At 70.4% G+C, this 23,910-nt stretch carries 22 protein-coding genes; 12 read left to right on the top strand and 10 right to left on the bottom strand.

Annotated features, from left to right (window positions below):
* Window positions 1-26 precede the first annotated feature (26 nt).
* Both ACQEWB_RS05435 and ACQEWB_RS05440 read left to right on the top strand, forming a co-directional pair.
* Window positions 27-887, top strand: coding sequence for a DUF3152 domain-containing protein (locus ACQEWB_RS05435; protein WP_432827597.1), 861 nt, complete (start codon window positions 27-29; stop codon window positions 885-887).
* 44 nt (window positions 888-931) lie between these two features.
* Entirely contained in the window at window positions 932-4,318 is a 3,387-nt protein-coding gene (locus ACQEWB_RS05440) for a S8 family peptidase (RefSeq protein ID WP_432827599.1), read from the top strand.
* A gap of 58 nt (window positions 4,319-4,376) precedes the next feature.
* Here the strand turns inward: ACQEWB_RS05440 and ACQEWB_RS05445 are convergent, their stop codons facing one another.
* Together ACQEWB_RS05445 and ACQEWB_RS05450 are read right to left on the bottom strand one after the other, a co-directional pair.
* Entirely contained in the window at window positions 4,377-4,730 is a 354-nt protein-coding gene (locus ACQEWB_RS05445; protein WP_432827601.1) for a hypothetical protein, read from the bottom strand.
* Window positions 4,703-5,236, bottom strand: coding sequence for an MFS transporter (locus ACQEWB_RS05450; RefSeq protein ID WP_432827603.1), 534 nt, complete (start codon window positions 5,234-5,236; stop codon window positions 4,703-4,705). Before ACQEWB_RS05450 ends, ACQEWB_RS05445 begins: the two co-directional genes overlap by 28 nt.
* On the opposite strand from ACQEWB_RS05450, the gene ACQEWB_RS05455 reads away from it, so the two are divergent.
* Together ACQEWB_RS05455 and ACQEWB_RS05460 are read left to right on the top strand one after the other, a co-directional pair.
* Window positions 5,199-5,885: a hypothetical protein gene (locus tag ACQEWB_RS05455; RefSeq protein ID WP_432827605.1), complete on the top strand. Its 687-nt coding sequence runs from the start codon at window positions 5,199-5,201 to the stop codon at window positions 5,883-5,885. The two genes, ACQEWB_RS05450 and ACQEWB_RS05455, sit on opposite strands and share 38 nt — an antisense overlap.
* On the top strand, window positions 5,879-6,091 hold the full coding sequence (locus ACQEWB_RS05460) for a hypothetical protein (RefSeq protein WP_432827607.1): 213 nt from the start codon (window positions 5,879-5,881) through the stop codon (window positions 6,089-6,091). The genes ACQEWB_RS05455 and ACQEWB_RS05460 overlap by 7 nt, the downstream gene beginning before the upstream one ends.
* 16 nt (window positions 6,092-6,107) lie before the next feature.
* Here ACQEWB_RS05460 and ACQEWB_RS05465 read toward each other — a convergent pair whose 3' ends face one another.
* From ACQEWB_RS05465 to ACQEWB_RS05485, 5 genes are read right to left on the bottom strand one after another with little or no spacing between them, the layout of a single operon-like run.
* Window positions 6,108-7,271 carry an MFS transporter gene (locus ACQEWB_RS05465; RefSeq protein ID WP_432827609.1) on the bottom strand — a complete coding sequence of 388 codons (1,164 nt, stop codon included), beginning with the start codon at window positions 7,269-7,271 and terminating at the stop codon, window positions 6,108-6,110.
* Window positions 7,249-7,779, bottom strand: a complete 531-nt coding sequence (locus ACQEWB_RS05470) for a GNAT family N-acetyltransferase (RefSeq protein WP_432827611.1) — start codon at window positions 7,777-7,779, stop codon at window positions 7,249-7,251. Before ACQEWB_RS05470 ends, ACQEWB_RS05465 begins: the two co-directional genes overlap by 23 nt.
* Complete coding sequence (locus ACQEWB_RS05475; RefSeq protein WP_432827613.1) at window positions 7,776-8,966, bottom strand: type III PLP-dependent enzyme; 1,191 nt, start codon at window positions 8,964-8,966, stop codon at window positions 7,776-7,778. Before ACQEWB_RS05475 ends, ACQEWB_RS05470 begins: the two co-directional genes overlap by 4 nt.
* Window positions 8,963-10,270 carry a DUF6271 family protein gene (locus ACQEWB_RS05480; protein ID WP_432827615.1) on the bottom strand — a complete coding sequence of 436 codons (1,308 nt, stop codon included), beginning with the start codon at window positions 10,268-10,270 and terminating at the stop codon, window positions 8,963-8,965. Before ACQEWB_RS05480 ends, ACQEWB_RS05475 begins: the two co-directional genes overlap by 4 nt.
* Window positions 10,252-11,325 (bottom strand): phytanoyl-CoA dioxygenase family protein, encoded by a 1,074-nt coding sequence (locus ACQEWB_RS05485; RefSeq protein WP_432827617.1) that lies wholly within the window; start codon window positions 11,323-11,325, stop codon window positions 10,252-10,254. Before ACQEWB_RS05485 ends, ACQEWB_RS05480 begins: the two co-directional genes overlap by 19 nt.
* A 302-nt stretch (window positions 11,326-11,627) precedes the next feature.
* Here ACQEWB_RS05485 and ACQEWB_RS05490 point away from each other — a divergent pair, with 302 nt between their 5' ends.
* The 3 genes from ACQEWB_RS05490 (at window position 11,628) to ACQEWB_RS05500 (ending at window position 16,576) form a co-directional block, all read left to right on the top strand.
* Window positions 11,628-13,136 (top strand): glycoside hydrolase family 3 protein, encoded by a 1,509-nt coding sequence (locus tag ACQEWB_RS05490; protein ID WP_432827619.1) that lies wholly within the window; start codon window positions 11,628-11,630, stop codon window positions 13,134-13,136.
* Between the two features lie 114 nt (window positions 13,137-13,250).
* The gene (locus ACQEWB_RS05495) at window positions 13,251-14,735 is read left to right on the top strand and encodes a glycoside hydrolase family 76 protein (protein ID WP_432827621.1); all 1,485 of its coding nucleotides are present in this window, start codon (window positions 13,251-13,253) and stop codon (window positions 14,733-14,735) included.
* On the top strand, window positions 14,732-16,576 hold the full coding sequence (locus ACQEWB_RS05500) for a glycoside hydrolase family 76 protein (protein ID WP_432827623.1): 1,845 nt from the start codon (window positions 14,732-14,734) through the stop codon (window positions 16,574-16,576). The genes ACQEWB_RS05495 and ACQEWB_RS05500 overlap by 4 nt, the downstream gene beginning before the upstream one ends.
* Window positions 16,577-16,581: 5 nt before the next feature.
* On the opposite strand, the gene ACQEWB_RS05505 is transcribed toward ACQEWB_RS05500, so the two are convergent.
* A complete protein-coding gene (locus tag ACQEWB_RS05505; RefSeq protein WP_432827625.1) occupies window positions 16,582-17,010 on the bottom strand; it encodes a YjbQ family protein in 429 nt (142 codons plus the stop codon).
* 122 nt (window positions 17,011-17,132) lie between these two features.
* Here ACQEWB_RS05505 and ACQEWB_RS05510 point away from each other — a divergent pair, with 122 nt between their 5' ends.
* The 5 genes from ACQEWB_RS05510 to ACQEWB_RS05530 all read left to right on the top strand — a co-directional run bounded on the left by ACQEWB_RS05510 (window position 17,133) and on the right by ACQEWB_RS05530 (window position 21,170).
* Window positions 17,133-17,216: a putative leader peptide gene (locus ACQEWB_RS05510; protein WP_343234701.1), complete on the top strand. Its 84-nt coding sequence runs from the start codon at window positions 17,133-17,135 to the stop codon at window positions 17,214-17,216.
* Window positions 17,217-17,353: 137 nt separating this feature from the next.
* The gene (locus ACQEWB_RS05515; protein ID WP_432827627.1) at window positions 17,354-18,241 is read left to right on the top strand and encodes an ABC transporter permease; all 888 of its coding nucleotides are present in this window, start codon (window positions 17,354-17,356) and stop codon (window positions 18,239-18,241) included.
* Window positions 18,214-18,978 carry an ABC transporter ATP-binding protein gene (locus ACQEWB_RS05520; RefSeq protein ID WP_432827629.1) on the top strand — a complete coding sequence of 255 codons (765 nt, stop codon included), beginning with the start codon at window positions 18,214-18,216 and terminating at the stop codon, window positions 18,976-18,978. The genes ACQEWB_RS05515 and ACQEWB_RS05520 overlap by 28 nt, the downstream gene beginning before the upstream one ends.
* A gap of 43 nt (window positions 18,979-19,021) precedes the next feature.
* Window positions 19,022-20,044, top strand: a complete 1,023-nt coding sequence (locus ACQEWB_RS05525; protein ID WP_432827631.1) for an ABC transporter substrate-binding protein — start codon at window positions 19,022-19,024, stop codon at window positions 20,042-20,044.
* A gap of 46 nt (window positions 20,045-20,090) precedes the next feature.
* Window positions 20,091-21,170, top strand: coding sequence for an NAD(P)-binding domain-containing protein (locus tag ACQEWB_RS05530; protein WP_432827633.1), 1,080 nt, complete (start codon window positions 20,091-20,093; stop codon window positions 21,168-21,170).
* Between the two features lie 12 nt (window positions 21,171-21,182).
* On the opposite strand, the gene mltG is transcribed toward ACQEWB_RS05530, so the two are convergent.
* Both mltG and ACQEWB_RS05540 read right to left on the bottom strand, forming a co-directional pair.
* Window positions 21,183-22,025: an endolytic transglycosylase MltG gene (mltG, locus tag ACQEWB_RS05535; RefSeq protein ID WP_432827635.1), complete on the bottom strand. Its 843-nt coding sequence runs from the start codon at window positions 22,023-22,025 to the stop codon at window positions 21,183-21,185.
* Window positions 22,026-22,068: 43 nt separating this feature from the next.
* The gene (locus tag ACQEWB_RS05540) at window positions 22,069-23,880 is read right to left on the bottom strand and encodes an ABC transporter ATP-binding protein (RefSeq protein ID WP_432827637.1); all 1,812 of its coding nucleotides are present in this window, start codon (window positions 23,878-23,880) and stop codon (window positions 22,069-22,071) included.
* Window positions 23,881-23,910 lie beyond the last annotated feature (30 nt).

The raw sequence follows: 23,910 nt of genomic DNA on the forward strand, positions 1-23,910 counted from the left end.
ACATTCCGGTCTCACTGTGAACTGCCGTGACAACGCACAAGGACAAGCGATCGAGCCGCCGCCGGACGGGATCCGCCCATGCCGCCCCGCGCGGCAGCGGACGTCAACTGGCCGCAGGACTGGCCGCGTTGGGCACTCTCGGCGTCGTCGGTTTCGCCGTGGTGGCCTGGCTGCCGGCCGACGCGAAGCACTCCCCGATGGTGACCGACGCGGTCACCGGCGCCGAGCACACACCGTCGGCGAGCTCGACCTCCCGGCCGCCGAAGGCGAAGCCCAGCCCGACGCCGAAGCCGAGCAGGACGGAAGAGCACCGCATCGCCATCCCTCAGAGCGGTCCCGGCACCTTCGTCACCGCCCCCGGCAGGAGCGCGGTGGCAGGCAAGGGAAAAGTCCTGCTGTACAAGGTCGAGGTGGAAAACGGCATCGACGTGTCACCGGCGGAGGCGGCCAAGGAGGTTGAGCGCATCCTCGCCGACCCGCGCGGCTGGACGGCCGACGGGCACTCGGCGTTCCGGCGCGTCTCGAGCGGCCCGACGGACTTCGAGGTCCGCATCGCCACGCCGGACACCGTCGACACGACCTGCAAGCAGTACGGCCTCGACACCATCGGCGAATACAACTGCAGCGTCGACCACAACGTGATGGTCAACCTCAAGCGCTGGGTGCTGGCAACTCCCGTCTACGCCAAGGACGTCACCTCCTACCGCGCCCTGATCGTCAACCACGAGGTGGGCCACTTCCTCGGCCACGGCCATGTCACCTGCCCCGGCAAGGGCGAACCGGCCCCCGCGATGATGCAGCAGATCAAGGGCATGCTCGGCTGCGTCCCCAATGTCTGGCCCTACGACGCCGAGGGCCGACTGATCACCGGACCCGCCGTCCCGTGACGGCGGGTCCGGTTCTTTCTGATCCCCAACCACCAGGAGCTGTAGTGGAGTTACGCGCAAGACACAGGCGTGCGGCCGTCGCGGCGGGGGTCGCCTCGCTGGCCCTCGTGCTGTCCGGACTGCCGGCGGGTGGAGCCGCCGGCGCGGCGGTCAGGACCGGCAGCGGTGCCCGTACGACCGCCGCCGTCAAGACCGTCACGCTGGTCACCGGCGACCGGGTGCTCCTCGACGGCACCGGTCAGCTGTCCGGGGTGCAGCGGGCGAAGGGCCGCGAAGGCATGCCGTTCACCGTGCGGACCGTCGCCGGGCACACCCAGGTCGTACCGGGTGACGCCGAACTGCTGCTGGCGCAGGGCAAGTTGGATGCCCGGCTGTTCGACGTGACCCAGCTGGTGAAGGACGGGTACGACGACGCGGGCCGCACCGACCTGCCGCTGATCGTCACGTTCCGCGGCAAGAAGGCGCCCTCGACCAGCCCGTTCACCGAGGCCGGGGCGCGGATGGGCCGTCAGCTGCCGGTCGTCAACGGCCGGGCGATGCGCTCCGCGAAGAAGCGCGGCACCGAGTTCTGGCGGGCGGTGACCCACAACTCCGGTAAGGGAACAGTCCAGTTCACCGGATCGACCGGCGTGGAGAAGCTGTGGCTGGACGGCAAACGCCAGGCCTCGCTGGACAAGAGCGTCCCGCAGATCGGCGCACCGACCGCCTGGGCCGCGGGTTACGACGGCACCGGCACCAAGGTCGCCGTACTGGACACCGGCATCGACACCAGCCACCCCGACCTCGCGGACAAGGTGGTCGCGGCGCAGGACTTCAGCGGCAGCGGCTCCACTTCCGACAAGTTCGGCCACGGCACCCACGTGGCGTCCACCGTGGCCGGCAGCGGGGCGAAGTCGGGCGGGAAGTACAAGGGGGTCGCGCCGGGCGCGAAGCTCCTCAACGGCAAGGTCCTCGACGACGAGGGCGGCGGCACGGACTCCGGGATCATCGCCGGCATGGAATGGGCGGTGGCTCAGGGCGCGAACGTCGTCAACCTCAGCCTCGGCGGCCCCGACTTCCCGGACGTGGACCCGATGGAGGAGGCGGTCAACCGGCTCTCCGCCGAGTCCGGCACCCTTTTCGTCATCGCGGCCGGCAACGACGGCCCCAATGAGCGGACGGTCGGCTCACCCGGCAGCGCCGCGGCCGCGCTCACGGTCGGCGCGGTCGACAAGTCCGACGTGCTCGCCGACTTCTCCAGCCGCGGTCCCCGCAACGGCGACAGCGGGGTCAAGCCCGACCTGACCGCGCCCGGCGTCGCCATCACGGCCGCGGCCGCCGCGGGCAGCAAGCTGGCCGACTGGTATCCCTCGGACGTGCCCGGGTACCTCACGCTCGACGGCACCTCCATGGCCACCCCGCATGTCGCGGGCGCCGCGGCGATCCTCGCGCAGCAGCACCCCGACTGGACCGGCGAGCGCATCAAGGCGGTGCTGACCGGCTCCGCGAAGCCGGGCGCGTACAGCTCCTACCAGCAGGGCACCGGACGGGTCGACCTGGTCCGGGCGCTGGACGAGAACGTCGTCACCGAGCAGGGGCCGGTCGACTTCGGCGTCCAGCAGTGGCCGCACGACGACGACAAGGCGGTGACCAAGCAGCTCACCTACCGCAACCTCGGCACGGAGCCGGTCACCCTCGACCTGTCCGTCGACGCCTACTCGGTGGACGGAAAGCCCGCCGCCGAGGGCATGTTCACCGTCTCCCCCCAACGCGTCACCGTCCCGGCGGGCGGCGAGGCGAGCGCCGACGTCACCGCGGACACCCGCGCGGGCAGCACCGACGGCAGCTTCGGCGGCTCGGTGTCGGCCACCTCGGCCGACGGCAAGGTGCAGGTGCGGTCCGCGGTCGGCGTGGACCGCGAGGTGGAGTCGTACAACCTGACGCTCAGGCACATCGACGAGAACGGCGCGGCGACCGGCGATGCCGTGACCTCGGTCGCGGGTCTCTACAGCAACTTCTACGCGGAGTACGCCGACGAGAAGGACGGCGAGCTGACGGTACGGCTGCCCAAGGCCCAGTACGTCCTCAACGGTGTGATCCACCCGTCGATGGCGTCCGCGCAGCACGCCGTGCTGGTTGAGCCGAAGCTGCTGCTGGACAAGGACATGACCATCGACGTCGATGCCCGGCAGGCTAAGCCGGTGGATGTCACCGTGCCGGACCCGGCGGCCGTGAACAACGACGCGGCGGTCGCGATCCGCTACTCCCGGGGTGCGGACCAGAGTGATGCGTCGCTCGAGTTCCTGCTGCCCACGTTCGAGGGCTCCCGGTTCGGGCGGCTCGGTGCGGACGAGCCGGTGGACGGACTGAAGTCCCTGTACGCCGGCGGCTGGACCGGCAAGGACAAGGCGGGACGGCCGGTCAACTACCACCTTGCCTGGTACCGCGAGGGCGCCTTCGACGGATTCACCGCGAAGGTCGAACGCAAGCAGTTGGCCAAGGTGAACCTCACGGCGGGGGAGGCGGTCGAAGGCCGGGGCGTCCAGGCCGAGGTGACCCCGCACCTGCCGGACGGCCGGATGGTGACCGGCTATACGGACATGCGCGGAGATCTGCCGTACCGGAGCACCGAGTACATCCTCGACAACGGCGTGAAGTGGTCCGTACGCAACTGGCAGGTCTCGGGCGAGGGCGACGACAAAGTCTTCGAGGGCTTCCTGATGCGCATGCCCAGGATCTGGCGGGCCGGGCACAGCTACCGGGAGCAGTTCGGCGTCGGCGTCTTCGGCCCGGTCCTGAATGGCCCCGACGATCTCGGCGTCGAGCGGGGATACCCGGGCGCCGGGCGCGACGGGAACACCCTGCGGGCCTTCCTGCCGCTCTTCGGTGACGGCGCCGGCCACTGGGGCATCAGCGACACGGCACCGGGGACGGTCAAGTTGGAGGCGAACGGCAAGGAGATCGCCGACGACTACGGCATCCCGCTGACCGACGGTCTCACCGAGTACACGCTCCCGGCGGAGGACACCGCGTACAAGCTGACGGTCGACCACTCCCGCGACCCGGCCGTGTACGGGGTCAGCACCCGCGTCCAGGCGGAGTGGACCTTCCACTCGGCCAAGACCCCCGAGGGCGACTTCACCGCGCTGCCGCTGTCGACGATTCGCTACTCCCCCAAGCTGACCCTCGCCAGTACGGCTGAGGCGGGCAAGCGCTTCGAGGTGCCCTTCACCGTCGAGGGCGCGGCGGCCGGACAGCGCCCGGCCAAGCTCGCCTTCCAGGTGTCCTACGACGAAGGCGCCACCTGGCAGCAGGCGAAGTCCGTCGGCACCCACCTGGTCCTGCGGCACCCGGCGAAGGCGGGCTCCGTCTCGCTGCGCGCCGAACTGACCGACCGGGACGGCAACACCCTGACCCAGACGATCGAAAGGGCCTACCTCACCACCCCGTAACCCCTTCGACCACCGTCCGGGCCGAGCCCGCGGCGCGACCGACCAGCCCCTTCCAGGGTTACGAGGTGTCGGCCGCCGCGGTGCTCGGCGCGCGCGTTCCCGCGCTCCCGAACCGGATCCCCTTGGCCTCCTTGCCGATCGCGCTGAGCACGATCACCGCGACCAGGGCGGGTACGACGGTCCAGGTGATCGTCGCCGGGTAGCCGTGGCGGTCCGCGACGGCCTCCTGGATGGGCAGGTTGAGGGCGGCGATCAGGTTGCCGAGCTGGTAGGTGACGCCGGGGTAGAAGCCGCGGATCGCGTCCGGGCTCATCTCGGTCAGGTGGGCGGGGATGACGCCCCAGGCTCCCTGGACGCACAGCTGCATCAGGAAGGAGGAGAGCATCAGCCGGCCGACGGCCGTGGACAGCACAAAGAATCGGAGAAGGCACCGAGCAGCGAACCGCCGATGACGGCACCGACGTTGTAGACGACGGCGATGGCGATGGCGGCGTCCGGGGACAGCCCCAGACCCTTCTTCACGAAGGTCGGGCGCTTGAACACAGCGGGGTTCCTGAACATCTGGTACGCGGGTGTGCGGTTGACCGCGACGCTCTTCTCCCACACCTCGCTCTCCTCGACCCGGGTGCGCACCCACAGGGCGACCAGGGCGGGCACGAGACTGAAGGCGAACAACCCCCGCCAGCCGAAGGCGGGTTCGATGACGAAGAACGCGACGGCGGCGAGCAGATACCCCAGCGAGTAGCCGCTCTGCAGCAGCCCCGACCAGAACCCGCGCCGCTCGGCCGGGATCTTCTCCATCGCAAGCGCCGCCCCGAGCCCCCACTCGCCGCCCATGCCGATGCCGTAGAGCAGGCGGAGCACCAGCAGTACGGCGTAGTTGGGCGCGAAGGCGCAGGCGAACCCGACGCTGGGCACCGTCGGCGCCGAGTCGGCCGTCTACCGCGACGCCCTGGGCCTGGACCGGATGGAGCGGGAGCCCGCCGTGACCTGGCACCCGGACGAGCCGCTGCTCGTGATGGCGGGCGAGGACGGGGTGTCGCGGTGGACTCCTGCCGGGCTCACCGAGCCCGTCCTCGGGCACCGTGTCACCCGTACGCGTTGGGACACCGGTGCGGCGGAGCATCCGGCCGGCGGGCTGGTGGTCACGCTCTGCAGCGATCAGGGCGCGACGCTCGGCCTCTTCGGACGGGTCGATCAGGACACGGTGCCCGCCGCGTTGCGCGTGCTGCGTCGGGCGCTGGTCCTGGACTGCGACGGGTACGAGAAGCCGGTCTTCAGCGTGGACGGACGCCATCTCGCGATCCGGGGAAACGCCTACGACAACTCGGTGGAGGTTTTCGAATTTCCTTCCCTGCGCCGGGTCCTGGCGAGCCCCCTCGGCGAACCCAGCCCGGGCTACCCGTACCCGCCCGAATGGCTCGACCGGATGCTCTCCTGGTCGCGCCACAACATCGCTTTCGGCGCGCTGCCCGGCACGCTCTGGGTCGGGACGCCGGACGCGGTCCTGGTCGAAGTCGACGTGGACCGTCGGACCGTCAACACGCCGCCGAGCACGACATGTTGAACGGCACCCCGGTGACCGGACTGGCCGCCACGCCGACCGGCGACCTCGTCGTCGCCACCGGCGCGGGCGACCTGGAGACACATCTCGTCCTCACCGACGGGACGAGGACCTGGGACAACGCCGACCTGGCGGCGGTGACCGCCGCCGACGCCTCGGACCCGACCTGGCTCCGGATCCAGGCGGCCGTCAACAACATCCGCGGCTGACAGTCATCACGCTCCCTCAGCCGCCCACCGGCGTCCACCTGATCCGCGTGCTGCACACGGACACCACCACAGCCGCCCCCGCGACGACCGCGAGCCCCCACACCAGGCTGCTCGCGTTCGCCACGAAGCCGATGACCGGTGGCCCGGCCAGCAGACCCGTGGTGCCCATCGCCGCGACCAGGGCCAGTGCCTGCGAGCCCTGTTTCGCAGCCGCCACGTACACGCACGGGGTCACGGCCGCGCAGCCCAGTCCGACGCAGGCGAACCCGATGAGGGCCGGGGCCACTCCCCCGCTCAGCAGGGCGAAGGCCAGCCCCGCGGCGGCCAGGGCGCTGCCGGACAGGACGACCCGCCCATCTCCCCAGCGGCTGCGCCAGCCGTCCGCGAAGAGGCGGGCGACGACCATCATGCCGGACACCACGGCGATGCCCATGGGCGCCAACTCCGCCGATGCCTTGGCGACTTCGCGCAGGTAGAGGGCGGACCAGTCGTTCATGGCGCCCTCCGTCACCGTGCCGAACGCCATGGCGCAGCACATCCAGAGCGTCACCCGGGACGGCAGACTCCAGGTACTCCGGGCCTTCTTCTCCTTCTCCTCCGCCGGCGCGTCCTCATCGAGCAGGCCGGAGCGCGCCACGGCCGCCAGCACCACCAGGAGTACGGCCGCCACGCCGAAGTGCGCCGCCACGGACGAGGTCGCCGCGTTCATGCCGGAGGCGATGAGCGCCGCGAGCAGCGAGCCGGCGCTGAAGGTCGCGTGCAGTCTGGCCATGGTGTTGCGTTCGTACCGTGTCTCCAGGGCCGCGCCCTGCGCGTTCATGGCGACGTTCAGACAGCCCACGAAGACTCCGTCGGCCACCATCACCAGTAGCGCGAGCGGGTAGTTGGGCGCCACGGCCAGTCCGAGAAGCAGCAAGGTCAGACAGAGCGTCGACAGCAGCGCAAGGCGTGCCGAGCCCAGCCGCTTCATCAGCACCGGCACCAACGGGAACGACGCCACGGCCCCGATCCCCGCCGCCATCAGCAGCACCCCCACCTCGGCCGCGGTCAGCCCCAGCTCCGCCTTGATCGCCGGGATCCGGGCGGCCCAGGTGGCGTACTGGAAGCCGAGGGAGCAGAACAGTGCGGCGATGGCCAACTGACCGCGCCGGAAAGGGTCATGGACACGGAACAGGTACATCGGCAGCTCGCTTCATGGATCTGGACATGTAGACGGCGTTCGCGCCGTAGCCGCCCGGAGAGACCCCCGGGTACGGGGTGAAACCGCGCGCCGACCAGAACCGCTCGCTGCGGCCGACGGCGATCAGCGAGATCCGCTCGAACCCGCGGGACCCGGCGGCCAGGGAAAGGTGGTCGAGGAGGCGCTGTCCGAGTCCCCGGCCACGCAGCCGCTCCGCGATGACGAGATCGTGCAGGTGCAGATTGCGCGTGGCGTGCGCGCCGACCGGCTCCGACCGCTCCAGGTCCGGGTACCTGAAGGCCGGATACGGCAGCGCCAGCAGGTACCCGGCCGGCTGGGCGCCGACGTCCAGGACGAAACAGGTGTCGGGCGAGGCGTCCGCCCTGGAGCGGAGTGCCTCGCGCCCCTCCGACAGGCCGAGCCCCGCGTAGGCACGCGACTCCATCAAGACCACGGCGTCCCAGTCGGCGTCGGTGATGCCGCGCACGCATACGCTCTCGCCGCTCATCGGTGTCCCCCGCCCGTGAAGGCGTAAGGGAGCGGGTCGAAGCCGTTGAAGCCCTGGGTCGTGTAGCTGATCGCGTAGGCGCCGCTGGACAGCACCCACACCGGGTCCCCCGAGGCCAGGTCCTTCGGGACGTGGACGAGGCCGTGCTCCTGCGGGTAGGCGTCGTCGCTGTCGCAGGTGGGACCGGCGACGACGGCGGGGACGTACTCCGCCGCGGGGTGGGTGGGGAACACGAGCCGGTACTGCAACGCGTCCAGTTCATAAAGGCCGTTGAACTTGCCGCAGCCCAGGTAGAGCCAGTACTGGCGTTCGCCGTCCGGTCCCCGCCGCTTGGAGAGCCGCGCCACGTGGGTCCGGATGGCCCCGTGGTCGGCCACGAGGTGGCGTCCCGGCTCCATGACGAACCGGAGGTGTTCGCCGTGGGCCTTCCTGAGGTGGCGCATGCCCTCGCGGATCACGGCGAAGATCTTGTCGAGCGGAGGGTCGAGCGGCATGCCGAACCGGTCCAGGTAGCCGAGGGCCGGGAGCCCGCCGCCGAGATTCACGTGGTCCAGGCTGATCCCGCGCCGGCCCAGAACCCCCATCACGTCCGTCAGACATTCGACGGCACTGCGCCAGGCGTCCGCGGTCATCTGCTGGGAGCCGACGTGCACCGACAGTCCTGAGGGTGTCAGCCCCTGCTCCCGGGCCGACTCCAGGATCCGCACCGCGTCCGCCGGCGAGCACCCGAACTTGTTGCTGAGCCCCCAGAGCGCCCCTTCCCCACTGGTCGCCAGCCGGCAGAACACGCGAGCTCCCGGAGCATGGGCCGCGATGGCGGCCACGTCCTCCAGACTGTCGGTCGCGAAGTCCCTGACCCCCATCCGGTGGGCGTCCGCGATGTCCCGGTCGGACTTGACGGTGTTGCCGTAGTGCGTCCTGGCGACCGGCACACCCGCGCGCAGCGCCTGCTCCAGTTCGCGCGGGCTGGCACCGTCGACTCCGGCGCCCTTCCCGGCGAGGCACGCGAGTATCTCGTCCACCGGGCAGGCCTTCATGGCGAACCGGACGTCGACGCCGGGCAGTTCGCGCCGCAGCGTGTCGTAGCGGTCCTCGACTCCGGTCAGATCGAAGACGATCCGGTCCTCGGTGGCGTCCGCCAGCGCGGCGAGCAGGCGAGCGGACTCGTACGTCGTGGCCGCCCTCACCGCTGCGACCCAACGGCGGTGCGGCGGACGGCGGCCACCAACGGCTCCCAGGCTTCCGCCAGCAAGGCGAAGTCCTCGATGTCACCGCGCGCCTCGTCGAGGAGCCGCTCACGTTGCTGCCACAGAACATCGGCGAACTCGGCGTATCGACCGCCCAGTTGACGGTATGCGGCGTCGAGGGCATCCAGCCGCCGGACGTTCTCGCCCTGGTCGAGCCCGGCGCTCTCCCTCACGAGCCGGACGACTGCCGAGGAGCGCACGTGCCCCTCGTCGTCCACCAACGACCCACCGGCACCGGCCATTTGGTCGTAGACGAAGTTGAAGTAGAGCATCGACAGCAGGAACTTGACGAAGCGCAACTGGTACGCGACGAACCCGCTGTCCGTCCTGCGTTCGCCGGTGTAGAAGTTCACGATGTTCCGGTTGTGCAGCACACCCGGCAGCGCGGCGTCGTGGACCAGGTGGATGAGAAAGTAGTCGCTGCCGATCGTGTCGGTCGCGGGCGGGAGCGGCATCCGCTCGTGCACGCCGTGGAAGGCGATGTTGCACATGTCGACGCGCATGGGGTCGACCAGGGCGAGTGTGGAGTGGTCCACGGTGAAGGGGTCGGCGCCGGCTCCCCTGAAGGACTCCTCGACGAGTTGTCTCTTCTGTTCACGGGACCAGTCGACGGGCGCCCACAGGCTCACCATGTCGTGGTAGACGTCGGGGTCGATGCGGAGTATCTCGCCGATGTCCACGGAGAGTTCACCGACGAAGGAGCTGCCGACCATCGCGACCCGTTTGCCGCTGTGCTCGGCGGCCAGCGCGTTCTCGGTGACGTCGTGGGCGGCGTCGGACGCCCGCCTGCCGAGCGACAGGAGTTCGTGGTGGACGGGGAAGACGGTCTGGCCGTCGACGGTCTGGTACCGGCTGTCGGAGTCCCTGCGGTGGACGGACTCGCAGCCGAGCGCGGTGGCGATGAGGAACGCGCGGTTGGTGCAGGCGCCGTAGGAGAGTCGGGCCGGGAGCATCAGGCCGAGCAGCAGGTCGGGCTTGGTGGCTCCGGCCCGGTCGATCGCCCGCCGCAGGAAGTCCCGCTGCCGCGCCTCGTCGAGATGGTGTACGACGATCCGCGGATCGTCCGGTAACCGGCGTACGGCCTCGGCGTGTTCGGCGTGGGCCGGCGGGTCGCAGGAGTCCAGGATCAGGAGGTGGACCTCTGTGTCGAAGGCCCGGGCGGCGTAGGCCGCTTCATCGCCGAGGGACGAAATCGTGGCGGAGCAGGGCCTGTTGGTCGGCAGGGTCAGACAAATTCGGCGCATGACTCTTCTCCGGCCCCCGCCGTCTCGTCGTCCGGACCGGCTCCGTGCCAGGACTCGAGGCCCAGCAGCTTGGCACCGAGTTCGCCGAGGTCGGCACGGCCGTACCGGAGCGATTCGTGGCAATTCGCGTCACCGAGCAGGGTCGCGTTCCAGTCCGGCGTGCCGAGCGTCCGCCAGGACTCGACCCGTGAGCCCCTCAGGTCCCGGGCGGACTCCAGCGCCGGCATCATCGACAGGTACTGGACCGCTCGCACGCTGTTCTCGGAGGTGTTGGGCGCCACCCCGTGCGCCAGCAGGCCGTTGAAGATCAGCAGGTCGCCGGCTTCCATCTCCGGTCGCACGACCGGGAATTCGCGCCGGTCGATCCGGGGACGGATGGGGTCGCGGTCGTCCGGCTGGAGCGCCTTCCACCGGTCGAACCGGCGGAACAGCTCGGGGCAGCACTGGAATCCGCCGAGTTCCGGCCTGGTGTCGGTCAGTGCGATGATCCCCTGGACCCGCTGCGGCAGCACCCCGAGGGTGGTGTCGACGTCCCAGTGGAGCTCGATGTCGAACCCCTCGTCCGTGCGCGGGATCAGGGCCCGGTCGCGGTTCTTGACGTTGGGCGGGTTCAGGTTGAGCCGGTCGAGCGTCACCCACAGCTCTTCGCAGTCCCACACGTCGACGAACGCGTCGTAGACCCGCTGGTTCTGGCGGCTGTCCCAGATGAGCTGGTGGTGGTAGGCCTCGACGAAGCCGTAGATGTGCAGTTCCCGGTCCAGGTCGGAGCGGTACTCGCGGTCCTCGTACCAGGTCTCGGGGCGGTCGGGGTCGAGCCCCTGGAACTCCCAGGCGAAGTCGAGCAGTCGGCGGGCGGAGGAGGCGGGGATCGCCTGCTTCACCACGACGTAGCCGTACGACTGCCAGAAGGCGAAGTCGTCCTCGGAGAGGACTCTGAGCGGGCGGTTCTTCTTCAGGTCCCGCAGGGGTGTCTGGGCGAGATAGGTCTCGCCGTCCGAACTGAAGTAGGGGATGTCCGACGGGGCTCGGTGGAGATAACGGGCAGGTGTGGGCATGCGGTGCTCCAGACCTCGAACTCAGGTACCGGTGACCCCGAACGGGTCACCGAACTGCGCGGAGTGAGGGGCGGTGGACGTTCCCGCAGGGTCGCTGCACCACGTGCCGCACCAGCCCCTGTTCGAACTCGCGTATCACCAACTTGGACTAGACCAACTCGCGTTGTCAAACATGCAAGTTGTCGGCGCGTTGCCCCCAAGGCGACTCACTCCAGAGCCAGTTACCGAGGTCAGGACCCCCTTGACAGGAGCGGCTAGCCTGAGCGGAGACGCATTGGTCTGTACCAACAGAAGGGCATTCGATGGTCTCCAGCAAGCACAGCCGGGAGTTGCGACGGTTGGCGCTCTCCGTCCTCCAGTCGGGGTTCGTGGGCACCGAGGCACCGGACTGGGTACTGCGCGAGATCGGTGACGGACTCGCGTCGGTCGTGCTCTTCTCCCGCAACATCGTCTCGTCCGAACAGCTCACCCGGCTGACCCGTCAACTGCGCGCAGAGAACCCGGAGTTGATCATCGCGATCGACGAGGAGGCCGGTGACGTCACCCGCATCGAGTCCACGACCGGCTCCACCCGGCCGGGCAACTTCGCCCTCGGCACCGTCGACGACACCGAGCTGACCGAGGAGGTCGCCACCGACCTGGGCCGCCAGCTGCGCACCATCGGCGTGAGCCTCGACTACGCGCCCAGCGCGGACGTCAACTCCAACCCGGACAACCCGATCATCGGCGTCAGGTCCTTCGGCGTCGACGCGAAGGTGGTGTCCCGGCACACCGCCGCATGGATCCGGGGACTCCAGTCGGCCGGCGTCGCCGCCTGCGCCAAGCACTTCCCCGGCCACGGCGACGTCGCCGTCGACTCCCACCACGGCCTGCCCGTCTACGGCGCCGACCGCGAACAGATCGCCACCCAGGCCCTGCCGCCCTTCCGTGCCGCCGTCGAGGCCGGCGTCCGCGCCGTGATGACCGGCCATCTCCTGGTCCCGGCCTACGATCCCGATCTGCCGGCCACCCTCAGCCCGCGCATCCTGGACGAACTGCTCCGGCAGGAGCTCGGATTCGACGGCGTGATCGTGACCGATGCCATCGAGATGGGCGCCGTCACCGGCCGGTATGGCATCGGCGGGGCCACGGTGCGCGCGGTGGCCGCCGGCGCCGACGCCGTCTGCGTGGGCGGCGAGAACGCCGAGGAGGCCACCGTCGACCGGCTCGTGAACTCCCTTGTCGACGCGGTCGGTTCGCGGAAGCTCAGCCTGGAACGGCTCGGCGAGGCGAGCCGTCGGGTCAAGGAGTTCGCCGCCTGGTCGGCAGCGCTGAGCCCGGCCGGCTCGGGCGACCTCGGCGGCCGCATCGGCTTCGCGGCCGCCCGCCGGGCCATCCGGGTGACCGGAGCCGTGCGGCGCGCCCTGCCCCTGGTCGCCGCGCCGCACGTGGTGGAGCTGGTGCCGACCACCAACCTGGCCATCGGCAAGGAGACGCCCTGGGGCGTCGCCGCCCCGCTGGGCGAACGGCTCCCCGGAACCACCTCGGCCCGGGTGCGCCACGAGGACCTGCGGTCCCGGACCACCGCCCTGGAGTCCTGCGCCCTGACGCCCGCCGCGGGACGCCCCCTGGTCGTGGTCGTCCGGGACGCCGCCCGGCACGCGTGGATGGCGCGGGCGCTCGCCGACCTCGTCGCGGCCCGCCCCGACGCGATCGTCGTGGAGATGGGCCTGCCGGGCACGACCCTTCCGGCGGCGGCCCAGATCTTCACGCACGGTGCCACCGCCGCCTCCGGGGTGGCCGCGGCGGAGGTGCTGGCCGGGGCACGGTGAGGTTCAACTTCCGTACAGCCATGCAACATTGACGCACTCTCAGCTCTTGCCTACCTTCTGAGAGCGCTCTCACATCAGTAGCTCTCACATCCGCAGCCGGAGCAGGGAGGTCCGATGACCCCCGTACAGAAGCCGAGACGTCACCCCCGCCACCGATGGCCGGCAGCCCTCGCCCCCGGGCTGCTCGCCCTCCTCGTTCCCTTTGCACCACCCGCGTCCGCCGCCGGCACCTCGGCGGCGGCCACCATCTGCAACAAGTACTGCGACGCCCGGGACCCCGCGCTCTCCCCGGGCGACCGCACACCGGTCACCGCGAGCGTCTACTCCCGTTCGATCGTGCTGCACTTCGACGACACCGACGCCATGGGCTGGGCCTCCATCGACAACGGCAACCCGGGCGACGAGGTCTGGCTCGACCGCTCCTTCGACGGCGGCCGGACCTGGAGCTCGGGCAGCAAGCTCGGCGACACCACCGTGCCCTCAGGGCAACGGGGTTGGCGCACCCTGATGTACAACGTGGACGACTGGAACAACCTCGGCGTCGGTGCGCTGCGCGCCTGCGGCAAGGCCGGGGACCGTACCGAGATCGCCTGCACTCCATGGGCCCGCACCACGTGGAACGCCGGCGAGCGGCGCACCGCGGCGGCGACCGCGCTGATGACGTCGTACAACTACGGCACCGGCCTGTTCGACACCACCGGCTGGTGGAACTCGGCCAACGCCCTGACCGCGCTCATCGACAACATCCGCGTGACGGGCATGGGCAGTTACCGGTACGCGATCGCCCGCACCTACGACCTCAACGTCAACGCCCAGGGCGGCCAGTTCCGCAACGACTACATCGACGACACCGGCTGGTGGGGTCTGGCCTGGGTCGCCGCGTACGACCTGACCGGTGACAGCCGCTACCTCGACACGGCCCGCGCGGACGCCGACCACATGGCCGCCTACTGGGACACGACCTGCGGCGGCGGAGTGTGGTGGAGCACGGCGCGGACGTACAAGAACGCGATCGCCAACTCCCTCTACATCCAGCTCAACGCGGCTCTGCACAACCGCGTTTCGGGCGACACCGCGTATCTGGGCCGGGCCCAGGCGGGCTGGTCGTGGTTCCAGGGCACCGGCATGGTCAACGGCTCGCACCTGGTCAACGACGGCATCGACCTCTCCACCTGCCGCAACAACGGCGCCGCCGTCTGGTCGTACAACCAGGGCGTCCTCCTGGGCGCGCTGACCGAGCTGTACAAGGCCACCGGCGACAGCGGACTGCTCGCCGGCGCCCGGCAGATCGCCGACGCCGCCACCACGTCCTCCCAGCTCAACACCGCCGACGGCATCCTGCGCGACCCGTGCGAGGGCGGCGACTGCGGAGGCGACGGGCCGTCGTTCAAGGGCGCCCATGTCCGCGGCCTCGGCAAACTCGACGCCGTACTCGCCGACCACCCGTACACCGCCTATCTCCAGCGCCAGGCCGACCGCGCCTACGCGAGCGACCGCAACGCCCTGGACCAGTACGGACTGCGTTGGTACGGCCCACTCGACCAGACGGACGCGGCGCGTCAGCAGAGCGCCCTCGACCTGCTGGACGCGGCGTCATGACGACGGCGACGACGATCCGACAACGTTGTCTCATCATTGCCGCGTTGGTGTCGGCACTCACCGCGGTACTGCTCGCCGTGCCCACGCCCTCGCGTGCCGCGACGGCGGTCTGTGCGCTGGCGTGCGACACACTCGACCCGTCCAAGGCGCAGCGGGAGACGTTCCCGGTGCCGGACCGGAACATCAACGGCCGTGTCCTGCGCCTGCACGTCTCCGATCCGGACGACATGGCCTGGGCGAGCATCGACAACGGCGTGAGCGGCGACTCCGTCTGGCTCGACCGCTCCTGGGACCGCGGCGCCACCTGGGAGCCCCTCCTCGGCAAGGCGAGCATCCCGAGCACCTGGACCGGCACGCGCACGCTCATGTACAACATCACCGATCCGCAGGGCCACCGCCGCGGCTGGATCCGCGCGTGCGGCGACGCCGCGGCCGTCACCTGTACCGACTGGGTGTACCCGAAGGTGTGCGACGGCGCCGATCCGGCCACGGCGGCGGGCGACGACACCCCGGTGCCGTCGACCACACTGTTCGGACGGACCATCAGCCTGCACGTCGACCAGGCCGACTCCATGGCGTGGGGCGTCATCGCCAATGGCGGCCCGGGCGACGAGATCTGGCTGGACCGCTCCTGGGACGCGGGCGCCACCTGGCCGGAGGGCTCCTCCCTCGGCCGTACGGCCGTGCCGTCCGGCTCCTCCTCCGCCCGCACCACCATGTTCGCCACCCGTGACCCCCGCGGCCTGCTCTTCGCGGGCGCGGTCCGCGCCTGCGGCCGTGAGGCGAGCCACCAGGAGGGCAGCTGCACCGCCTGGGTCCGGCCCGCACCGACCCGGGCGCGCGCGGCGGCGGACGCGCTGATGACCTCGTACGACCCGAACGAGGGCTGGTGGCGCGGCAGTTGGTGGAACTCGGCCGCCTCCCTCACCGCACTGATCGACTTCTCCGAACGCACCGGCCGCCACGACTACGACTGGGCGATCGCCCGCACCTTCGAACAGAACCGTGGGGTCTTTCCCGCGGGCACGCGGAGCACCGATCCGATCGAGGGGCACTTCATCAGCCGGGCCGTGGACGACGCCGAGTGGTGGGCGGTGGCCTGGCTGGCCGCGTACGACCACACGCACGAACAGCGCTACCTGGACGAGGCGGTCACCATCACCGACTACGTCCAGGGGTACTGGGATCCGAGCACGTGCGGCGGCGGGGTGTGGTGGAACCGGGAGCGCACCTACAAGAACGCGGTGACCAACGGTCTGTATCTGTGGCTGGCCACTTCGCTGCACCAGCGGATCAACGGGGACACGGTGTGGGGCACGCGCGCGGTGACGGCCGCCGACTGGTACCTCTCCAGCGGAATGATCAACTCGGCGGGCCTGGTCAACGACGGCCTCACCACCGGCTGCGCCAACAACGGTCAGACGGTGTGGAGTTACAACCAGGGCCTCGCCATCGGCGCCTTCACCGAGCTGTGGCGCGCCACCGGAACCAGCCGTTACCTGGACACCGCCGAGCGCCTGGCCGACGCGGCGATCTCCGCACCGACCCTGACCCGCGACGGCATCCTCACCGAGTCCTGCGACACCGGCACGAACACGTGCGACGACAACCAGAAACAGTTCAAGGGGATCTTCGTACGACACCTCGCCGACCTGGCCGACGCCACCGGATCCGCGACCTACCAGGCGTACATCGGCAAACAGGCCGACTCGATCTGGACCACCGACCGCGACCCCCTGAACCGCCTCGGCCAACGCTGGTCGGGCACCACCCCGAACCAGGTTGACTGGCGCACGCAGGCGAGCGCGCTGGGGGCGTTGACGGCGGCGGACGCTCCGTAGCGGGACTATGCGCCCGCGAGGAAGCTGAGCCGGACCTTCCGCTGCGGGTTGTCCCGGTTCGTGTCCACCAGACACACCGACTGCCAGGTCCCCAGCTCCAGCCCCCCGCCCACCACCGGCAGGGTCGCGTGCGGTGGTACGAACGCCGGGAGGACGTGGTCGCGGCCGTGGCCGGGGCTGCCGTGGCGGTGTTGCCAGCGGTCGTCGGCGGGGAGGAGGGTGTGGAGGGCGGCCAGGAGGTCGTCGTCGCTGCCGGCGCCCGTTTCGAGGATCGCGATGCCGGCCGTGGCGTGCGGGACGAAGATGTTGAGGAGGCCGTCGCGGCCGGCGGCCGCCTCGCGCAGGAAGGTCTCGCACTCCCGGGTGAGGTCGAAGACCCGCTCGGTGGAACCGGTGGCGATGTTCAGGACTCGCGTGGTGAAGGCATCTGACATGGGCCCATCCTGACCCATACGCCGGGATTCGCACGTGCGCGGTCGCCCGCCGGTTGATACGAGGGGTCCATTCCGCGAGACACCATTGACCGTGGACCGACCAGCTGGCTACTTTCGGCCGCATGTTGCGTTCAGCTCTGCTCACCACGCGCGGTCACATCGACCTGCTGCGGGTGGCCTCGGCCGCGTGTTGCCGCGGCTGCTGACGCCTTCCTCCCCACGTCTTCCCTTTCTCGCCCTCGCCGCCGTCTGACCGGTAGGCGCGCCGACGCGTGCCATGCCGTGCCGCGGCCCTGAGGCGCGTACCCCTCACCGGTCGCTCTCCCCCACTCCGTGGAGCAACATGAGCATCAGCCATGCCCCACCCGGCTCTCCCGAACCCGATATTTCGGAAATACCAGAGATACGCGCCGAGCAGGACGCCGCCCTCGACCTCGTCCCCATCGTCCCCGCCTCCACCCGCCGCACCCGCGTCCCCCGCTGGCTGCGACGCACCACCGGGCCCGTCCTGCTGCTCCTGCTGTGGCAACTCCTCAGCGTCACCGGCGTGTTGACCGCCGACGTGCTCGCCTCGCCGGGGCGGATCGCGCAGGTCGGCTGGGACATGGTCGCCGACGGTTCGCTGCCCGGTGCCATCGGGACCTCGCTCCAGCGCGTGGCCGGCGGTCTGCTGCTCGGCACCGTGATCGGTGTCGGCCTCGCCCTGGTCTCGGGCCTGTTCAGGGTCGGCGAGGATCTGGTGGACGCGCCGGTGCAGATGCTGCGGACGGTGCCGTTCGTCGGTCTGATCCCGCTGTTCATCATCTGGTTCGGCATCGGCGAGGCACCCAAGATCGCCATCATCACGCTCGGCGTGACCTTCCCGCTCTACCTCAATGTGTACGCCGGAATCCGGGGCGTGGACGCCCAGTTGATCGAGGCCGGGGAGTCGCTCGGGCTCTCCCGCCGGGGGCTGGTGCGGCACGTCGTGCTGCCGGGGGCGCTGCCCGGCGCGCTCACCGGGCTGCGCTACTCGCTCGGCATCGCCTGGCTGGCGCTCGTGTTCGCGGAGCAGGTCAACGCGGATTCGGGGATCGGCTTCCTGATGGTGCAGGCGCGGGACTTCCTGCGCACGGACGTGATCGTGGTCTGCCTGATCGTCTACGCCTTCCTCGGTCTGCTGGCCGACTTCATCGTCCGTTCCCTCGAAAGGCTGTTGCTGCAATGGCGACCGACGTTCACGGGCCGCTGAGCCCGAGCCCGGCGACGGCCACCCCGTCCCACCAGGCCGTGCACGTCGAGGGGCTGACCCGCTCCTTCGACGGCCGTGCCGTCATCGAGGACCTCCGACTGGACGTCCGTCCGGGCGAGTTCGTGGCTCTGCTCGGCCGCAGCGGTTGCGGCAAGTCGACCCTGCTGCGGATCCTGGCGGGCCTCGACCGCGACATCCGGGGCACCGTCCTGGTCCCGCGCCGCAAGGCCGTCGCCTTCCAGGCGCCGCGGCTGATGCCGTGGAAGAAGGTGTGGCGCAACGTCCTGCTCGGCCTGCCCGGCAAGCCCGCGCGCGCCGTCGCCGAGAAGGCGCTCGAAGAGGTCGGCCTGGACCACCGTACCGACGCCTGGCCCAAGACCCTCTCCGGCGGCGAGGCCCAACGCGCGTCCCTGGCAAGGGCGTTGGTCCGTGAGCCCGATCTGCTGCTGCTCGACGAGCCGTTCGGGGCCCTGGACGCGCTCACCCGCATCAAGGCCCAGCGTCTGGTGGGTGAGTTGTGGCAGCGGCGCGGCTGCGCGGTGCTGCTGGTCACGCACGACGTCGAGGAGGCGGTACTGCTCGCCGACCGCGTCCTGGTGATGGACGACGGGGTCATCGCGCACGAGCAGACGATCAACCTCGACCGCCCGCGCGACATCACCGACCCGCGTTTCGCCGAGCTCCGGGCCGGTCTGCTGGAACGGCTCGGCGTCGACACCGCCGCCGACGCCGCCTGAACTCCCCTTCCCCGCACCCCAGTTGCACAGAACGGAATCCCTCATGCGACGTCGCCTCGTCCCCGCCGCGCTGCTCCTCCCCTTTGCCCTCCTGCTCACCGCCTGCGGCGGGAACTCCGCGGCCGACGCGGGCGGTTCGGTCGACGGCAGGGGTTCGCTCACCCTCGACGTCGGTGACCAGAAGGGCGGTTCGGAGGCCATCCTGCGGGCCGCCGGCGAGCTGAAGAACCTCGACTACAAGATCAAGTGGTCGACCTTCACCTCGGGTCCACCGCTCCTCGAAGCCGTCAACGCCAAGGCCGTCGACATCGGTGGCGTCGGCAACACCCCGCCCGTGTTCGCCGCCGGCGCGGGTTCGAAGATCACGGTGGTGGCCGCCTGGCACGGCACCTCGAAGGGCGACGCCATCCTCGTCCCCAACAGCTCGAAACTGACCAAGGCCCAGGAGCTCAAGGGCAAGTCGGTCGCCGTGGCGCAGGGTTCCTCCGCCAACTACCAGCTGGTCGCCTCCCTCAAGGCGGCCGGGCTGAGCCTCAGTGACGTCAAGGTCAAGTACCTCCAGCCGGCCGACGCGCTGGCCGCGTTCACCTCCGGCAAGGTGGACGCCTGGGCGGTGTGGGACCCGTACACCTCCCAGATCCTCCAGGCCGAGCAGGGCCGAGTCCTGACGACCGGCGACGGCATCACCAACGGGCTCACCTTCCAGGTGGCGGCTCCCAGCGCGCTACAGGACAAGAAGAAGGCCGCCGCGATCAAGGACTACCTGGAGCGGCTGCGGCGGGCCACCGACTGGGTGAACACGCACAAGGAGGAGTGGGCCAAGGTGTGGGCGAAGGACACCGGGCTGCCGTACGAGGTGGCGCTGGCCTCGGTGAAGCGCACCAACGCCACCCGGGTCTCGGTCGCCGTCGACAAGCCGCTCATCGCCTCCGAGCAGCAGATCGCGGACGCCTTCACCGAGTTGAAGCTCATCCCGAAGAAGGTCGACTTCGGCGCCTTCGTGGACACCCGCTACAACGGCGACCTGCCGCCGTCGACCACGCCCGCCCGCGCCTCCGAGGGCTGAGCCGACCACCGGGAAGATCCTCGACCTCGACGCGGTTGGTAGAAACGTGAACAACACGCGCGAGGTCGAGGTAGTCGTCATAGGCGCTGGTCAGGCAGGCCTTTCCAGCGCCTATCACCTGCGCCGCACCGGTTTCGAGCCGGAGCGCGACTTCGTGGTGCTGGACCACTCCCCCGGCCCGGGCGGCGCCTGGCAGTTCCGGTGGCCGTCACTGACGTACGGCAAGGTCCACGGCATGCACGCGCTGCCGGGCATGGAGCTGACGGGCGCCGATCCGGCGCGGCCGTCCTCCGAGGTGATCACCGAGTACTTCGCCGCGTACGAGCACACCTTCGATCTTCGGGTACGGCGGCCCGTCGACGTCCGTGCCGTGCGCGAGGGCAAGGGCGGGCGGCTGCTCGTCGAGACCTCGGACGGCACCTGGTCGACGCGCGCGCTGATCAACGCGACCGGCACCTGGGACCGGCCGTTCTGGCCGCGCTATCCCGGCCAGGAGACCTTCCGGGGACGGCAGTTGCACACCGCGCAGTACCCCGGACCCGAGGCGTTCGCCGGGCAGCGGGTCGTCGTGGTGGGCGGGGGCGCGTCCGGTACGCAGCACCTGCTGGAGATCGCCGAGTACGCGGCCGCCACCACCTGGGTCACCCGGCGCCCGCCTGTGTTCCGGGAGGGCCCCTTCACCGAGGAGTACGGCCGGGCGGCCGTCGCGCTCGTCGAGGAGCGGGTCCGGCAGGGCCTGCCGCCGAAGAGCGTGGTCTCGGTCACCGGGCTGCCGCTCAACGACGCGATCCGGCAGGGCATCGAGGACGGAGTTCTCGACCGGCAGCCCATGTTCGACCGGATCACGGTGAACGGCGTGGCATGGAAGGACGGGCGGCAGCTGGAAGCCGACGTGATCCTCTGGGCCACCGGCTTCCGGGCCGCCATCGACCATCTGGCGCCGCTGCGGCTGCGTGAGCCGGGCGGCGGGATACGCGTCGAGGACACCCGCGCCGTCGCCGATCCGCGGATCCACCTGGTCGGCTACGGCCCCTCGGCCAGCACCATCGGCGCCAACCGGGCGGGCCGGGCGGCCGTACGGGACATCAGGCGGCTGCTGGCCGAGGAGCGGGCGATCGCCGCGTGACGCCCCGCCGGGTCACTTCGCCGAGGGCTTCTGCCGGGCGTTGAACTCCGCGACATTGCGCTGGTGTTCCGCGAAGTCGGCCGTGAAGCGGGTGTCGCCCGGCTTGACGGTGACGAAGTACAGCCAGTCGCCCGGCGTCGGACTGATCGCTGCGCGCATCGCGTCCTCGCCCGGGTTGTCGATCGGCGTCGGCGGCAGGCCCATGCGCTGGTACGAGTTGTACGGGCTGTCGATCCGCGTGTCGTCGCCGGTCGTCTTCAACGTGGCGCGGTTCAGGGCGTAGTTGATGGTGGAGTCCATCTGCAGCGGCATCCCGCGCTCCAGCCGGTTGAAGATCACCCGGGCCACCTTGCCCATGTCCGCCTTGGAGGCGGCCTCGGCCTGCACGATGCTCGCGATGGTGACCGCCTGGTAGACGTTCATCGCGTTGCGCTGCGCGCCGGCCGCCGTCGGGGCGCCGTTGAACTTCTTGTCGGCGGTGTCCACCATGTACGCCAGCAGCGACTCGGGCGTCGCCTTCTTCCCGTTCCGCTCCAGCGGATACGTCGCCGGGAAGAGGTAGCCCTCCGGGTTTCCGTCGGCGTCGTTCGGCAGTTTCAGACCGGCCTTCGCGAGGGACTTCCGGGCGCTGCCGGCCGGCAGGGTGAGGGCCTTGTCGACGGCCTCGTAGATCTGTCCCGCGCGCCAGCCCTCCGGGATCACCAGGGAGACGGGCTTGGCGTCCTGCTCGTTCTCCAGGCTCAGCAGCGGCACCGCCACGGCGGTGCCGGCCACGACGGCTCCGGTCGCGATGAGGACGAGCCGGCCCCTGCGCGTCAGTCGAATCGTTCTCCGTGGCGGAGTGTTCAGGTACATGAGCGCACGGTAACCCGCATACCGTCACAAACCCGGCATATTTTCAGCTTGTCGGTTCCAGTTGGGCATCCCGGCGTACGAGGGCCGCGTACCGTCCGTCCCGGTCGAGCAGTTCCTCGTGCGTGCCCCGCTCGGCGACCCGCCCGGAGTCGAGGACGACGATCTGGTCGGCGCCCCGGACGGTGGACAGCCGGTGCGCGATGGTGAGCGTGGTGCGGTTGGCCGACAGGGCGTCGATGGCGTCCTGGACGGCCGCCTCGGTACGGGTGTCCAGCGCGCTGGTCGCCTCGTCGAGGATCAGCACCGGCGGGTCGCGCAGGATGGTGCGGGCGATGGCCAGCCGCTGCTTCTCGCCGCCGGAGAACCGGTGGCCGCGCTCGCCGACGACCGTGTCGTACCCGTCGGGCAGCGCCGCGATGTGCTCGTGGATCTGCGCCGCCCTGGCCGCCGCGTAGAGCTCCTCGTCGGTGGCGTCCGGCTTGGCGAAGCGCAGGTTCTCGGCGACCGAGGCGTGGAAGAGGTACGTCTCCTGGGAGACGACGCCGACCGCGCGCGCGAGGGTGTCGAAGTCGAGGTCACGGACGTCGACGCCGTCCAGGGTGACCCGGCCGCCGGTGACGTCGTACAGCCGCGGGACCAGATAGCCGAGTGTCGACTTGCCCGCGCCGGTCGGTCCGACGACCGCGAGGCTGCTGCCCGCCGGGACGTCGATGCCGATGCCGTCGAGGGTGGGGCCCCTCTTGTCGTCGTGGCTGTCGTACCGGAACTCGACGTCCTCGAAGCGGACCTCGCCCTTGATGCGGTCGAGGTGGACCGGGTTGTCCCGCTCGGTGATGTCGATCGGCAGGTCGAGGTACTCGAAGATGCGCTGGAAGAGCGCGAGCGAGGACTGGATCTGGACGCCGGTCGACAGCAGGCTCACGGCCGGGCGGAACAGGCCCTGCTGCAGCGAGACGAAGGCGACGATCGTGCCGATGGAGATGTCGGGGCCGCCCGACTGGAGGGCGATGCCCGCGGTCCAGTAGATGACGGCCGGCATGGCGGCCATGACGATCGTGATGACGGCCATCCGCCAGCGACCGGCCATGTTCGACCGCACCTCGAGGTCGACCAGCCCCTCGGACTCCTCCGCGAAGGACCTGGTCAGCGAGTCGGAGCGGCCCATGGTGCGGCCGAGCAGGATGCCGGAGACGGAGAGCGACTCGGTGACCGTGGCGGCCATCGCGGCCATCTGCTTCTGGCGCTGGGTGGTGATCTTCTTGCGCTCGTTGCCGACGCGGCGGCTGATCCAGACGAAGATCGGGAGCAGCACGAGCGAGACGAGGGTGAGGCGCCAGTCCAGGGCGATCATCGCGACGATCGTCGCGACCACGCTGGTCACGTTGGAGACCAGGGAGGTGGCGGTGGAGGTCACGGTCGCCTGCATACCGCCGATGTCGTTGGCGATGCGGGACTGGACCTCGCCGGTGCGGGTGCGGGTGAAGAACGCGAGGGACATGCGCTGGAGGCGGCCGTAGACCGCGGTGCGCAGGTCGTGCATGACGCGCTGGCCGACGGTCGTCGAGATCAGGGTCTGGAGGACTCCGAAGACGCTGCTCAGGACGGCGCTGGCGATCATGCCGAGCGCGAGCAGGCTGAGCAGGCCGGTGCGGCCCTGCGGGATCGCGGTGTCGAGGGTGGCCTTCAGCAGGAAGGGAGTGGCCACGGAGACCAGCGACGAGGCGCCGACCAGCAGGCCGACGACCGCGAGCCGGCCGCGGTAGGGACGGAAGAGCTTCAGGATGCGGCGCACCTGCCGGGGCTGTTCCTTGGATTCGGCCGGCGGTGTCCACTTGGGTTCTCGATCGGGGTGCATGTGCTCCTTCGGGAGGTGTGACGGAGGTGA

It is taken from the genome of Streptomyces sp. CA-249302 (assembly GCF_050936785.1).
GTDB lineage: Bacteria > Actinomycetota > Actinomycetes > Streptomycetales > Streptomycetaceae > Streptomyces.

Bases quoted from the DNA above. Each gene is read 5' to 3' on its own strand.
- ACQEWB_RS05460 (WP_432827607.1), top strand. From the start codon at position 5,879: ATGTTGAACGGCACCCCGGTGACCGGACTGGCCGCCACGCCGACCGGC.
- ACQEWB_RS05465 (WP_432827609.1), bottom strand. From the start codon at position 7,271: ATGTACCTGTTCCGTGTCCATGACCCTTTCCGGCGCGGTCAGTTGGCC.
- ACQEWB_RS05470 (WP_432827611.1), bottom strand. From the start codon at position 7,779: ATGAGCGGCGAGAGCGTATGCGTGCGCGGCATCACCGACGCCGACTGG.
- ACQEWB_RS05480 (WP_432827615.1), bottom strand. From the start codon at position 10,270: ATGCGCCGAATTTGTCTGACCCTGCCGACCAACAGGCCCTGCTCCGCC.
- ACQEWB_RS05485 (WP_432827617.1), bottom strand. From the start codon at position 11,325: ATGCCCACACCTGCCCGTTATCTCCACCGAGCCCCGTCGGACATCCCC.
- ACQEWB_RS05490 (WP_432827619.1), top strand. From the start codon at position 11,628: ATGGTCTCCAGCAAGCACAGCCGGGAGTTGCGACGGTTGGCGCTCTCC.
- ACQEWB_RS05495 (WP_432827621.1), top strand. From the start codon at position 13,251: ATGACCCCCGTACAGAAGCCGAGACGTCACCCCCGCCACCGATGGCCG.
- ACQEWB_RS05500 (WP_432827623.1), top strand. From the start codon at position 14,732: ATGACGACGGCGACGACGATCCGACAACGTTGTCTCATCATTGCCGCG.
- ACQEWB_RS05505 (WP_432827625.1), bottom strand. From the start codon at position 17,010: ATGTCAGATGCCTTCACCACGCGAGTCCTGAACATCGCCACCGGTTCC.
- ACQEWB_RS05510 (WP_343234701.1), top strand. From the start codon at position 17,133: ATGTTGCGTTCAGCTCTGCTCACCACGCGCGGTCACATCGACCTGCTG.
- ACQEWB_RS05515 (WP_432827627.1), top strand. From the start codon at position 17,354: ATGAGCATCAGCCATGCCCCACCCGGCTCTCCCGAACCCGATATTTCG.
- ACQEWB_RS05520 (WP_432827629.1), top strand. From the start codon at position 18,214: ATGGCGACCGACGTTCACGGGCCGCTGAGCCCGAGCCCGGCGACGGCC.
- ACQEWB_RS05525 (WP_432827631.1), top strand. From the start codon at position 19,022: ATGCGACGTCGCCTCGTCCCCGCCGCGCTGCTCCTCCCCTTTGCCCTC.
- mltG (WP_432827635.1), bottom strand. From the start codon at position 22,025: ATGTACCTGAACACTCCGCCACGGAGAACGATTCGACTGACGCGCAGG.
- ACQEWB_RS05540 (WP_432827637.1), bottom strand. From the start codon at position 23,880: ATGCACCCCGATCGAGAACCCAAGTGGACACCGCCGGCCGAATCCAAG.